This is a genomic window from Caballeronia sp. AZ1_KS37 (assembly GCF_023631165.1).
Taxonomy (GTDB): domain Bacteria; phylum Pseudomonadota; class Gammaproteobacteria; order Burkholderiales; family Burkholderiaceae; genus Caballeronia; species Caballeronia zhejiangensis.
Genome location: NZ_JALQDP010000041.1, coordinates 1 through 12928 on the forward strand (window position 1 = coordinate 1; position 12928 = coordinate 12928).

The 12928-nt window shown below is 60.9% G+C and carries 12 protein-coding genes and 1 pseudogene; 4 read left to right on the forward strand and 9 right to left on the reverse strand.

Features of this window, described 5'->3' with window-relative positions; all coding sequences use genetic code 11:
* Positions 1 to 297, reverse strand: a pseudogene (locus tag NCS00_RS28085) (hypothetical protein); the annotation flags it as partial.
* A 7-nt stretch (positions 298 to 304) separates the two neighbouring features.
* Here NCS00_RS28085 and NCS00_RS28090 point away from each other — a divergent pair.
* Both NCS00_RS28090 and NCS00_RS28095 read left to right on the forward strand, forming a co-directional pair.
* A complete protein-coding gene (locus tag NCS00_RS28090) occupies positions 305 to 1201 on the forward strand; it encodes a LysR family transcriptional regulator (protein WP_250441561.1) in 897 nt (298 codons plus the stop codon).
* Positions 1202 to 1313: 112 nt separating this feature from the next.
* On the forward strand, positions 1314 to 2063 hold the full coding sequence (locus NCS00_RS28095) for a carbonic anhydrase family protein (protein ID WP_250437462.1): 750 nt from the start codon (positions 1314 to 1316) through the stop codon (positions 2061 to 2063).
* Here NCS00_RS28095 and NCS00_RS28100 read toward each other — a convergent pair.
* Complete coding sequence (locus NCS00_RS28100; RefSeq protein ID WP_175981901.1) at positions 2060 to 3643, reverse strand: alanine/glycine:cation symporter family protein; 1584 nt, start codon at positions 3641 to 3643, stop codon at positions 2060 to 2062. The genes NCS00_RS28095 and NCS00_RS28100 overlap by 4 nt on opposite strands.
* A 265-nt stretch (positions 3644 to 3908) precedes the next feature.
* Here NCS00_RS28100 and NCS00_RS28105 point away from each other — a divergent pair, with 265 nt between their 5' ends.
* A complete protein-coding gene (locus NCS00_RS28105; RefSeq protein ID WP_033536907.1) occupies positions 3909 to 4397 on the forward strand; it encodes a DUF2165 family protein in 489 nt (162 codons plus the stop codon).
* 7 nt (positions 4398 to 4404) lie between these two features.
* Here NCS00_RS28105 and NCS00_RS28110 read toward each other — a convergent pair whose 3' ends face one another.
* The 6 genes from NCS00_RS28110 to NCS00_RS28135 form a co-directional block, all read right to left on the reverse strand.
* The gene (locus NCS00_RS28110) at positions 4405 to 5352 is read right to left on the reverse strand and encodes a TauD/TfdA dioxygenase family protein (protein ID WP_175981903.1); all 948 of its coding nucleotides are present in this window, start codon (positions 5350 to 5352) and stop codon (positions 4405 to 4407) included.
* A 38-nt stretch (positions 5353 to 5390) separates the two neighbouring features.
* Positions 5391 to 6407: an ABC transporter substrate-binding protein gene (locus NCS00_RS28115; protein WP_008345925.1), complete on the reverse strand. Its 1017-nt coding sequence runs from the start codon at positions 6405 to 6407 to the stop codon at positions 5391 to 5393.
* Between the two features lie 169 nt (positions 6408 to 6576).
* Positions 6577 to 8772 carry a TonB-dependent siderophore receptor gene (locus NCS00_RS28120; protein WP_250441562.1) on the reverse strand — a complete coding sequence of 732 codons (2196 nt, stop codon included), beginning with the start codon at positions 8770 to 8772 and terminating at the stop codon, positions 6577 to 6579.
* Between the two features lie 228 nt (positions 8773 to 9000).
* Positions 9001 to 9384, reverse strand: a complete 384-nt coding sequence (locus NCS00_RS28125; RefSeq protein WP_250441563.1) for a DUF1801 domain-containing protein — start codon at positions 9382 to 9384, stop codon at positions 9001 to 9003.
* A 31-nt stretch (positions 9385 to 9415) separates the two neighbouring features.
* A complete protein-coding gene (locus tag NCS00_RS28130) occupies positions 9416 to 9955 on the reverse strand; it encodes a DUF4142 domain-containing protein (RefSeq protein ID WP_250437464.1) in 540 nt (179 codons plus the stop codon).
* A complete protein-coding gene (locus tag NCS00_RS28135) occupies positions 9952 to 10296 on the reverse strand; it encodes a hypothetical protein (protein ID WP_250441564.1) in 345 nt (114 codons plus the stop codon). Before NCS00_RS28135 ends, NCS00_RS28130 begins: the two co-directional genes overlap by 4 nt.
* On the opposite strand from NCS00_RS28135, the gene NCS00_RS28140 reads away from it, so the two are divergent.
* Positions 10193 to 11908, forward strand: a complete 1716-nt coding sequence (locus NCS00_RS28140) for an ATP-binding protein (RefSeq protein WP_409014124.1) — start codon at positions 10193 to 10195, stop codon at positions 11906 to 11908. The genes NCS00_RS28135 and NCS00_RS28140 overlap by 104 nt on opposite strands.
* 3 nt (positions 11909 to 11911) lie before the next feature.
* On the opposite strand, the gene NCS00_RS28145 is transcribed toward NCS00_RS28140, so the two are convergent.
* Positions 11912 to 12820: a LysR family transcriptional regulator gene (locus NCS00_RS28145; RefSeq protein WP_250441566.1), complete on the reverse strand. Its 909-nt coding sequence runs from the start codon at positions 12818 to 12820 to the stop codon at positions 11912 to 11914.
* Positions 12821 to 12928 lie beyond the last annotated feature (108 nt).

The following is a 12928-nucleotide window of genomic DNA, read 5'->3' on the forward strand; positions in this document are numbered from 1 at the left end:
CTTGCCCGCCAGCGGCAAGCGATACTTCGCGATCTGACCGATCCCGATGTTCCGGTATTCCGGCCTTGGTTTTTTTAATGCTTCAGCCACATTAGACCCCTTCCCAAACTGATTGACGATTCGCGCGCCGTCGACGATCGACACGGGCGCGACCCGCCCTGCCGATTCGCTTTGACGAGCAACCGGCAACGTATTCGGGGATAGTTCTAGCCCGCGCACTGCGCGATAGCGGTATTTTGTCGCGCGATTGATATACTGTCCAATATCTATCTCGTCTTTCTGAAATAGCTTTTTCATATATCGGATGGAATTGCGACATCTCCGCTACTTTCTGGCCGTCGCCGAGGAACGCAATGTGACGCGCGCGGCCGAGCGGCTCGGCATCGGACAGCCGCCGCTCAGTCAGCAGATTCACGCGCTCGAAGACGAACTCGGCGTGCGGCTCTTTCGCCGCACGGGGCACGGCGTCGTGCTGACGGAAGCCGGCGAGGCGTTCGCCGCCGACGCGAAGCGTCTCGTCGACGACGCGCGTCTCGCCGTCGAGAAAGCGCAGAGCGCGGGGCGCGGCGAGATCGGGCAGCTCAATATCGGCTTCACGGGATCGGCGGCGTTCAATCCGGTCGTGTCGAAGCTCATACGGTCGTATCGGCAGGCTTATCCGAACGTCATGCTGACGCTGACCGAAGGCAATACCGCGCAACTGCTCGCGCATCTCGACGCCGGCCGCGTCGATGTCGCGTTCGTCCGTCTCGGCAGCCAGTCGCCCGCGGGCGTGCAGATCAATCACATCGCGATCGAGCCGATGAAAATCGTGCTGCCCGCCACGCACAAGCTCGCGAAAAAGCGCAAGGTGCCGTTGGCGACGCTGGCGGAGGATCCTTTCGTGATGCTTCCGCGCGAGGCAAGTCCGACATTGCACGACGTCATCATCGGTGCGTGCCGTGAAGCGGGATTCGAGCCGGTCGCCGGCCAGCAGGCGCCGCAGCTATCATCGGTCGTCAATCTGGTCGCGGCGGAATTCGGCGTGTCGCTGGTGCCGGCGTCGGTGTGCCAGATTCAGGTCGATGGCGTCGCCTACACCGATGCGCTCGGCAGCGCGATCACGATTCGTCTGGCGCTTGCATCGCGCATCGATGCGACAACCGCCAAGACCGCCAACTTTCTCGATATCGCGCGGCAGATCGTTACGTCATCGACCTGACATTGTCATCAGAACAAGCGTGCATTGCATTCGACGATTTTTCGTCCAACACTTCATGTCGCAAGAAGAGCGTTGAAGAAGGCCGATTCCCGTCAGGTCGAGGAGCAAGGTCATGCGCGAAGATCTGAAGCATCCGCTGCAATGCACGCCCGCGTGCCGCCGGAGCTTTCTCAAATCAGTTGCGTCTGCAACTATCGCCGGGCTCGCGGTTCCGCCGCTCCTCATGACATCCGCTCACGCCGACGCGTTGACGCACGCGCAGCGCGACGCGATGTCGCCCGAGCAGATTCTCGATGCGATGAAGCGCGGCAACGAGCGTTTCCGCAGAGGCGAACGCAAGGCGCGCAACTACCTTGCCGAACAAAAGACGAGCGCAAAGGGACAATATCCCGCGGCCGTGCTGCTCAGTTGCATCGATTCGCGAGCGCCCGCCGAGGTAATCATGGATCTGGGCATCGGCGATATCTTCAACTGCCGCGTCGCGGGGAACATCGAAAACGACGACATTCTCGGCAGCATGGAATTCGCGTGCAAGCTGATGGGCGCGAAAGTCGTGCTGGTGATGGGACATACGTCTTGCGGCGCGATCAAAGGCGCGATCGCCAATGCCGAACTAGGTCATCTCACGGCGTTGCTCGCGCGCATCAAACCCGCCGTGGAAGCCACGAAGTACGACGGCGAGCGCACGGCGACCAATTACACGTTCGTCGACATGGTGGCGCGCAAGAACGTCGAGTCGACCATCGCGCAGATTCGCCAGGAAAGCGCCGTGCTGAGCGACATGGAGAAGCAGCACGCCATCAAGATAGCCGGCGCGATGTACAACCTCGGCACCGGCGCGGTGGACTTCTTCGGCTCTTAACTTTCGACGCGCTCGCGAAGTTCTTCCGTTTGCCTGACGACACCGCGCTTCGCGGACCAATACTCGGTTCGCACGCCGATGTCCTCCGACACGAACGGTCCGCCGCGCGTCGAGCGGTAGTGCGCGAGCGCCTTGTACACGAGACGTTGCCCGATCAGCAGAATCGGCACGTTGAGCAGCACCATCACGATGTTCATCAGATCGGAAAGCGCCCACAGGTTAGGCAATTCGAGTCCCGCAAGCACGGTGAGCGCGCCGAACGGCACGAACACGAGCGAGCCGACGACGCGAATGCCGATGATGAAACCTCTGCTTCGTGAAATGAAGTTGGCCGAGATTTCGGCGAACGAAATCATGCCGAGCAACGTCGTGAACGCAAAGAGGCCGTAGCACACGCACATCACGATCTTGACGACATGCGCGACCGAAACCGGCACGAGCGTTTCGACCGATGCGAGATAGACCGTGATCTTCGATGCCCTGACCGACTCCCACGCCTGACCGTCCACCGTGCCGGTCCATACGTGCGCCATCACGACGATGAAGCCGGTCATCGTGCAGATGACCATCGTGTCGAAGAACACGCCGAGGCTCTGCACGAAGCCCTGTTCGCAAGGGTGATCGTTATCGGCGATCGCCGCGGCCATCGTGATGGTGCCCTGCCCCGCTTCGTTCGACATCAGCCCGCGCTTGACGCCTTGAGCGAGCGCCGTGCCGATCGCGCCGCCGAAGAGCGCATGCGGCGCGAATGCACCGACGATCACCTCATGAAAGAAGTAGGGAATCAGCGGCAGATTGATGACGATGATGACGAGCGACATCAGACAGAAGAGCGTCGCCTTGATCGGCACGAGCACATCGGTATAAGCGGTCACGCGGCGAATGCCGCCCATGATGATGAACGAGCACGCTGCGATGAGCACCGCCGCGATGACGTAATACACCGTCGACTGACGCCCGAGATGCGTGCCGGTCACCGTATCGGCGATGGTGCCGATCGCGGTGAACACGTTGAACGTTTGCGGCGGCACATTGAAAAGCGCATAGACGATGAATACGAGCGACAGCAACGTGCCGACGAAGCGCTTGTCGCCGAGAATGCGCCGCCCATAGAACGGCAAGCCGCCGACGAACTCGTCGTGCTTTTTCTCCTTGAAGAGCTGCGCGAGCGTCGATTCCATGAACGCGGTCGCCATGCCGAAGAACGCGGCCACCCACATCCAGAACAACGCGCCCGGTCCGCCGACGGAAATCGCGCCCGTAATGCCGACGATATTGCCGGGCCCGGCACGCATCGCGAGCCCGAGCATGAACGACGCAAGCGCGCTGACGCCGGTTTTCGACGACTGCCTGCGCAGCATCATGCGAACGATCTTGCCGACGTTCATCGTCTGGATGAAGCGCGTGCGGATCGTGAAGTGAATGCCCACGCCGACAAGCAAAAGGATCGCGAACGAAAACTGCCCGAGCACGGGGATTTGTGAATAAGCCTTGAAATTCGTGGGGAAATCCCACAAGAAATCCGAGACGGGCGCAATGCAGGCAAACAATGCATTCACGGATTGGAAGAGACTTTCCACGCTTGGGCGTTCCTTTCTTGCTTCGGCCTGTCTGAGACAGGGGTTCGGGATGTTGATAAACGAGTCGTCGCGCGTGCCGCAATGGACGCGCAAACGTGTGCGAGGCCGCGATTATACGGGTCGGCGTCGTACATTCATCCGACGATCGTTTCGTGCAGAAAGGCGCTGGCGCAACGAGACAGTTAGTTGCAGCGAGAAATCAAGCTCATCTCATTCTTCTCTTGCACAATCACGTTCCCAACGCTGCTGGAGAATGAAGATGAAGATGACCGAACGCCTCGCGAAACTTCTCGTCGTGGCTTCGATGGCCCTGCTCGCGTCGCTCGTCAGCTTTGGCAATCTGACGGACTACGGCAGCAACCTGCAGTTCGTCGAGCACGTCATGCGAATGGACACGACGTTTCCCGGCAACGCGAACATGTATCGCGCGATCACGTCGCCGGTGCTTCAGCATCTCGGCTATGACGCGATCATTTTTCTCGAAACGCTCACCGCGCTTCTTTGCTGGACAGGCGTCATCGCGATGGCCCGCGCACTGCGCCAGGAGAGCGCGGCCTTCGCGCGAGCCAAACGCTGGGCGATCGCGGGCCTCACGCTCGGCTATCTCACCTGGCAAGTCTGCTTCATGTCGATCGGCGGCGAATGGTTCGGCATGTGGCAATCGCAGCAATGGAACGGCACCGAAAGCGCGTTTCGCTTCTTCATCACGTTTCTTCTGATATTGATCTTCGTGACGCGTAGCGAATCAGGTTGAACGCCGATCAGTTCAACGCGACCGCAGCCGCCGCGCCAACGGGCGTGCCTTCGATCGCCACCGACTTCTGCCCGTCCGGCCCCACGGGCACATCGCCGACGAGCGTCGTGCGATACAACTGGCGATCGAAGTCGAGATCGAAGATATCCGTCGGCGCGAGATGCGCGGTCGTGCGGTTGTCCCAGAACGCGATGCTGCCCGGCTCCCACTTGAATCTCACCGTGAATTCCGGCCGCGTCACATGCTCCCATAGCAGTTCGAGCAACACCTGACTTTCGCGCGGCGCGAGCCCCGCGATGTGCTTGAGAAAGCCCGGACTGACATACAGCGCGCGTTCGCCGGTCTCCGGATGCACGCGCACCAATGGATGCTCGGCGACGAGCGTGTGATCCGTCACGGCCTTCGTGAACGCATCGGTGCCGCTTGCGCCTTGCGGCGGCGCGAAACGATGCACGCCGCGCAGACCATCGACGAACGCGCGCAGCGGCGCCGACAGCTTCTCGTATGCGATCACGAGATTGGTCCATTGCGTATCGCCGCCATAGGGCGGAATCGTGACGCCGCGCAGGATCGATGCGAACGGCGGATTCACCGCGGCAGTCACATCCGTATGCCAGCCCGTCCACGGACGCAGCACCGATTGCCCTTCGAAGCGCGTGGCCTTGCGAAACTTCGAAATCGAGTAAATCTCCGGATGCCCGTCGACGTGGCCGAACACCGGATGCCCCACCGTGAGCTCGCCGAAGTGCGCCGAGAACGCGATGTGTTGTTCGTGGCTCAGGAACTGCTCGCGGAAGAAGACCACGCGCCATTTGAGCAACGCGGCGCGAATTGCTTCGACCTGTGCGGAAGACAAGGGACGCGTGAGGTCGACGCCGCCGATCTCCGCGCCGATATGCGCCGACAGCGGGCTGACAGTCACTTCCGTTTCATTCCCGATGGCCACTGCATTCATTTCGGATTCCTTTGGATGATGGATAAATGAAAGACGTGTCAACTGCCTTGCGCGCTCGAATCGTCAGCGAAGAAATAGTCGCGCCATGATTTCGGCTCGTGACGAATCACGCCGACCTTATGCAGGAATGTGCCCAGTTGCAGCGTGTTTTGCGGCGTCGTCGCGAAACTCGCTTCCTTGTCGCTGAGAATGCGCTCGACGAACGCAGGCGAGAGCTTCGACCCGTCCTGACGAATATAGATGGCCGCCGCTTGAGCCTTGTCCTTCTCGACGAGCTTCGCCGCATCGTCGAGCGCCGCGCGCACGGCGGCGTAGGTCTTCGGATTGTCCTTGCGCCATTTGTCGGAAGTCACGACAACACTGCCCGTCGACGGTCCGCCGAGGATTTCGGTGGAACTCGTGACCTTGTGGATCTTCGGATCTTCGAGTTCCTGATACTGATAGGGCGCGTTGGAGAAATGCAGATTGACGACCGAGTTGCCCGATAACATCGCGGTCGTCGCATCGGCGTGCGGCATGTTGACTTCGAAACGGTCGAGCCGCGCATACTCGGCATCGCCGAACGCCCTGGCCGACGCCATTTGCAGCAGACGTCCCTGCTGCGACACTGCGACGGACACCACCGCGATGCGATCCTTCTCGCCGATATCCCTGATGCTGCGAATGCGCGGATCGTTCGTCACGAGATACACCGGCACCGCGCTTTGCGCCGCAATGGCCCGAAAATCCTGATGCCCGCGCGTGCGATCCCAGATCGTCATCAACGGCCCGATGCCGATAGTCGCGATATCCGCCGCGCCCGAGAGCAGCGCTTCGTTCACGGCCGCGCCGCCGGAAAGCGTGTTCCACTGCACGTCGATATCGAGGCCCGCGCGCGCGCCGGCCTTCTCGATGAGCTTCTGGTCCTTCGCGACCTTGAGCAGCAACGAGCCGATGCCATATTGATCGACGATCTTCACCTTGCCTTCGGCGTGCGCGCGATGCATCGGTAAAGCACATGCCGCCATCAACGCGAGCATGGCGAAGAGGCGATGCAATGAAGTCGTCGGGATCATGCGGGGATATCGTGGATGAGCGGCGAGCGATCAATGTACTAGCCGCTTCCTCACACGCGAACGAAGAAATCCCGATACGGATAGCTTCGTTCGCGATAAGCGCCAGGGCGGCGCTCACGACGATTCGATGCACTGCGCCGTTCGAAAGACGCAGTGCGGTGCAACATGCTTACCAGTGATAGTTCATGCCGGCGAACACCTGACGTCCGTAACCGAACGCACACCAGCTGCCGTAGTAGCACGACGCGACGTATTCCTTGTTGAACAGGTTCTGCGCGTTCACATACAGCTCGACGCCCTTGAACTGCGGCATGGCGCGGCCGAGATCGTAGTTCAGCGTGGCATCGACGAGGAAGAAGCTCGACACCTTGAAGCTGTTGTCGCTGCTATACGTCGTGCCGGTGTAGCGTCCGCCCGCGCCCATCGAGAGACCGGCGAGCGGTCCGCGATTGACCGTGTAATACGCCCACAACGAAGCCTGATTCTGCGGAATCGCGGGCAGGAACTTGCCTTCGAGACCGCTGTTGTCCTTCGTGTACTTCGTGCTGAGATACGTGTAGCTCGCCGTGACGTTCAACGAATCCGTGAGGCTCGCCTTCGCTTCGAGTTCGACGCCGAGCGAGCGCGCTTCGCCGACCGCCGACTGGAAGTTCGGGTTGTCCGCATTGACCGTCAGCAGATTCTTGCGCGTCAGGTCGAACAGCGCGGCCGAGAAGAACGCGTTGTAGCCCTTCGGCTGGAACTTCACGCCGACTTCATACTGACGTCCCTTCTCCGGCGAAAACTGCTGACCGTTGATGTCCGTGCCCGCTTGCGGCGTGAACGATTCGGTGTAGCTGACATACGGCGCGATGCCGTTATCGAAAACATACGTGAGGCCCGCGCGACCCGTGAACGCGCGATCGAACTGATGCGACACGACGCCGTACGTCGTGTTGTTCGAATCGCTGCTCGCCCAGTCCTCGCGTCCGCCGAGCGTGAGAATCACGTTGCCCCAGCGCGCCTGATCCTGTGCATACACGCCGTATTGCGTGCCGCTCAGGATCTGGTGATAGCGGTCCGGCGGCGTGATCACCTGGTTGTAGTTCGGCGCGAACATGTCGAGCGACGGCGCGGTGCCGAAGCCCGCATCGAAGTTGCTCGCATAGTGCTGGTAATCGAAGCCGAACAGCAGCGTATGGTCGATCGGGCCGGTCGAGACGTTGCCTTCGAGCTGATTGTCGAGCTGAATCGTGTTCAGGTTGTCCTTCGACGCAGCCGTGCCGCGATCGAGCGTGCGCAAGTCGTCTTCGAGCGCGCTCGCATAGACGCTCTTGTAGTCCTGCGCGAGATGCAGCAGACGTCCGTTCGAGCGGAACGACCACGCGTTGTTGAGCTTGCGGTCGAACTTGTAGCCGATCGATTCCTGCACGCGATTGAAGCTCTCGAAGTTGTGATCGCCGTCGTAAAAGTCGCTCGGCAGCTTGCCGTTCGGGTTGTAGAGCACCGTGCCTTGCGGCGGCACGCTGCCATAGGACGTGCTGTCCGGATCGTGCTGATAGAGGCCGTACAGCGTGAGCGAAGTCTTGTTGTCCGGACGCCACGTGAACGACGGCGCGATCGCGATGCGCTTGTTGTACGTCGATTGCACTTGCCCGTCTTCCGAACGCGCGATGCCGGTGATGCGGTACAGATAGCGATCGTCGCCCGCGATCGGCCCGGAGAAATCGAACTTGGCCGACTTGTGCGCGTAGTTGCCGAACTCGATGCCCACTTCATGCAACGGCACGACCGTCGGCATCTTGCTTTCCTGATCCAGCAGGCCGCCCGCCGCCGCCTGACCGTACAACACCGAGACCGGGCCCTTCAGCACTTCGACGCGCTCCATCAAATACGGATCGATCTGCGGCACCGCGTACCAGCCGTTGTCGAGCAGCTTGAGACCGTTCCAGTACTTGTCGGCGTCGAAGCCGCGCACTTTTAGCATGTCGTAACGCGTCGCGATGCCGCCGCGCGTTTCGGGCGTGACACCCGACACATAGCGCACGGCCGCATTGAGCGTCTGCGCGTTCTGCTGATCCATCTGCTCGCGCGTGACGACCGAGACGGACTGCGGCGTCTCGAGGAGCGACGTGCCCGTCTTGAGCGCCGTCGATTCTTTCGCGACGTAGCCTTTCGTCGGACCATACGGTTCATCGACGTTCTGCGCCGTGACCTTCACCGCGGGCAGCGTGCTTTCGGCCGGCGCGTTCGACGCCGCAGCCGCCGATGCACCCGACGGCGCATCCGCGGACTGTGCGTGGGCGAGCGGCGCTGCCGCGAACAGCAGCAAGGCGGCCAGTTTCAAAGGCCGCATCGCGACCGGGCTCGTCGTTCCTGTCTTCATGCTCATTTCTTTTTGAGGTCCATTGCGTGTGAATGCGAATCGTTATTATTTGCGTCCGCATTGTGACAAGATGTTTTGTCTTTGTAAAGAATCGATTGGAAATCTTTAGTCCAAAAACGACACTCTCGATCTGCCCGAGCCGCGCCAGGCACGCATGGCCTGGACTGGATTCGTTAATGCGGATGCGGTCGACATCGCCGCCTTCATCGGCGCATGGACGCGCGCAGCTTAACCAGCCGCTTTCTTCTTCGCTTTCGTCTGATTCAACGAGATCGCCGCGCGCACGAGATTCTTAAGCGCGTGTGCATCGATCTTGTCGCCTTCGAAAAAATCGATTGCACGCCGCGCGTTGCCTTCGAGGCTCGCGTTGAAGAGCTTGTCGGGGTCCGGCAGGCTCGCCCCGTGCGCGAAGGTGAGCTTCACTTTGTCCTTGTGCGCGTTGCCCACCGCGATCATGCCGTCGCGATACCAGACCGGGCTGCCCATGTACTTCCACTCCTCGACGATCCCTTCGTCCGTCGCGAGGATGATCTTGCGCACATTGGCGAAGGTCTCGCCGCGCCAATCCGCGATGCCCGCGATCAGTTCGTCGATACGTTCCGATGCATTCATGCATTTCTCCTGTTTTTATTCGTGAGCGACATCAGCGGATGAGGCCCGGACTGCCTATGGTGATTTGCAGCCTTTGCGCCTGATCGAGATGAAAGATGAATGAAGGACGCGAGCGGATCAGCAAGGTTCGCGCGTCCGCGCTGCGCGCCGTGCGGATATAGCCTTCGACGGTACGCACCAGCTTCTGCAACGAGACGACCTCGTGTTCGAGATACGCTTCGTCGAAATCGTAGGTGCTGGTTTCATCGAGCTCGGCGATCTCGCTGTTGCTTTGCTTCGTCAATGCGTCGCTCGTCGCGCTGCGTTGCGGCTCCGTGCCGAAGCGCTGCGTCAGCGTCATGATCTCCTGATTGACCTGCGCGTGTTCCGACACGATCCGTTTCGCGTAGACCTGCAGGCTGTTGGAGCGCGTCTTGCGCAACGCGAGATTGGCCGCCGCGATCTCGGCCTGATTGGCGACGAAGACGACGCCGAGCATCTGTTCATCCGTAAGCGAAGGCTCTTGCGCGTACACACGAGCCGTCCAAAAGAGCAACACGAGCAACGCCGCGACGATGCGCTTGCCGTTCATGCGCGCCTCCCGATCATGTCGACGGCGATGACTTTACCTTGATACATGTGCTTCACCTGTCCGAAACGGTGGCCTTTCGTGTTCGATATGCGAGCCTTCAGGTCGCCCACTCCTCGCAAAGCAGCGTCCAGTATGGAGTGCAGGCCGATGCGTGGACTAAGATGTAGCCTTTGATCCAAGACAAGCTCCTGCCGCTTTTTACGAAGACGGCGGCACATCAATTTTCCCTTCAACTCTATGAACGCCGAAACGGTTTGGCCCGAGCAATCCTTCGACTGTGAAGGCTGGCGCGGCGAGATGGCTTCGCGCATCGCCAGCTTCGACTGGTCGGACACGGCCATGGGCCCGATCGGTCGATGGTCGAAGAGTCTGCGGGCAGCCGTGCAACTTCTGCTTGCTTCGCCTGTGCCGCTCGTCATGCTCTGGGGCCGGCGCGGCACGATGATCTACAACGACGCCTATGCGGGCTTCGCCGGTGGACGTCATCCGTTTCTGCTCGGCAAGCCTGTCGAAGACGGCTGGCCCGAGATCGCCGCGTTCAATCGCAATGTCGTGGACACCTGTTTGTCCGGCGCAACGCTGTCCTACGCCGACAAGCGTCTCACGCTGCATCGCAATGGCCGGCCCGAAGACGTGTGGATGGATCTGCACTACAGTCCTGTTGCAGAAGACGACGGTCATCCGGCAGGCGTGATTGCCGTCGTCGTCGAAACGACTCGCAAGGTGCTTGCCGAAGACAAGCTGCTCAAGCTCATGCAGACGCTGGAAGAACGCGTCGCGGAAGCGGTCACGGCGCGCGTCGAGGCCGAGGAGCGGTTTCGTCAGGTGCAGAAGCTGGAAGCCATCGGCAATCTGACGGGCGGCGTCGCGCACGACTTCAACAACGTCTTGCAGATCATCTCCGCGAACCTGCAGTTGATCGAACTCGCGACGCGCGACAAACCCGATCTCACACGCAGGCTGCGCGTGATGAGCGAAGCCGTCGCGCGCGGCGGCAAGCTCGCCTCGCAGATGCTCGCCTTCGCGCGACGTCAGCCGCTCAATCCCGCCGTCGTCGATCCGGCGAAGCTCGTCGCGGACATGTGCGAGTTCCTGCAACGCGCGCTGCCCGAATCGATCAAGCTGAAGACCACGGTATCGTGCGATGCCTGGAATCTCTTCGTCGATCGCCATCAACTGGAAAACGCGCTGCTCAATCTCGTCATCAATTCGCGGGACGCGATTCATGAAGGCGGCAACATTCAGCTCGAAGTCTCGAACGCGACCCTCGGCGATCAGATGACGACCGGTCTCGCGTTGCCCGCGGGCGATTACGTGAAGCTCGTTGTTACCGACGACGGCGATGGCATGCCCGACAGCGTAAAAGCACGCATGTTCGAGCCTTTCTATTCGACGAAAGCCGAAGGCCAAGGCACCGGCCTCGGCCTGAGCATGGTGTTCGGCTTCGTGTCGCAAAGCGCGGGCTGCGTGGATGTCGAAACGCAGGTGGGCGAAGGCACATCCGTCGCGTTGTACTTCCCACGCTGCACGCAAGTCGAATCGACGAATGCGCACGGCGCGCGCCCGCGTGCATCGAGCGGCGGCGAAGTGGTGCTCGTCGTCGAGGACGATGCCGACGTGCGCCTCGCGACCATCGACATGGTTGCGCAGCTCGGCTACAAGGTGCTGTCGGCGCCGAGCGCGGAATCGGCGCTTGCCGTCCTGCAGAAGCATGGCCACGTCGATCTTCTTTTCAGCGATGTCGTGATGCCCGGCACGCTGCGCGCGAACGAGCTCGCGAAGATCGCGAGCGCGCCGCCGTATAACGCGACCGTGGTGTTCGCATCGGGCTATACGCGCGACATCATCTTTCACGAAGGGCGGCTCGACAAAGGCGTCGTGCTGCTGAAAAAGCCCTTCACGTTCGATGACCTCGCACGCACGATCCGCCATGCGCTCGATGCGCGGCGCTGAACGTCAACGCGACACGCGCGCCTTCGCCCAGTCGGCCTTCTTCGCAAGCGCGATGAACGCCGCGAGATATTCGACGCTGACATCGGCTTCGCGCGTGCCGAGATAAATCTTCTTCGCAATGCCCTTCCTCCCTAGCTTGAGCACGGCGAGCGGCATGCGGTCCGCGTATTCTTCCGCGAGCCAGCGTGGCAGCGCCGCGACGCCACGCGCACTCGCGACCATCTGCATCATGATGTCGGTCGTCTCGATCGTCTTGTGCCTTCTCGGCACGACATTCGCGGGCGTGAGGAACTGGGTGTAGATATCGAGGCGATCGGTTTCGACCGGATACGTGATCAGCACTTCCTGCGCGACCTGCTCCGGCGTGACATGAGCGGCATCGGCGAGCGTGTGCGCTTCGGGCACGACGAGCACCTGCTCGTAATCGAAGACGGGCGTGAAGCGCAAGCCCGGTTTCTTCAGCGGATCGGGTGTCACGAGCACGTCGATGTCGTAACCGAACAGCGCGCCGATGCCGCCGAACTGAAAGCGCTGCTTCACGTCTACATCGACATCGGGCCAGCGCGCGAGATACGGCGACACGACCTTGAGCAGCCACTGATAGCACGGATGACACTCCATGCCGATGCGCAAGGTGCCGCGCTCGCCTTCGGCATATTGCCTCATGCGCGCTTCGGCGAGTTCGAACTGCGGCAGCATGCGATTGGCGAGGCCAAGCAGATACTGGCCCGCCTGCGTGAGCCGCATGCTGCGCCCTTCGCGCGTCCACACCGCCGTGCCCAACTGCTGCTCCAGCTTCTTCACCGTATGGCTCAGCGCGGATTGCGTGAGGTTGAGCACGGCGGCGGCGGCGGTCAGCGAGCCTTGGCGCTCGACTTCTCGCACGACCATCAGATGCGCGCGTTCGAGCATAGGCGTCTCCATGAACGAATTTAATCGATGCATGAAATTAAACCATTTTCATTCATGCATGGGAAATTCTATCATCGTCGCCATTCACTCTCTTTCCGACGAGAACAC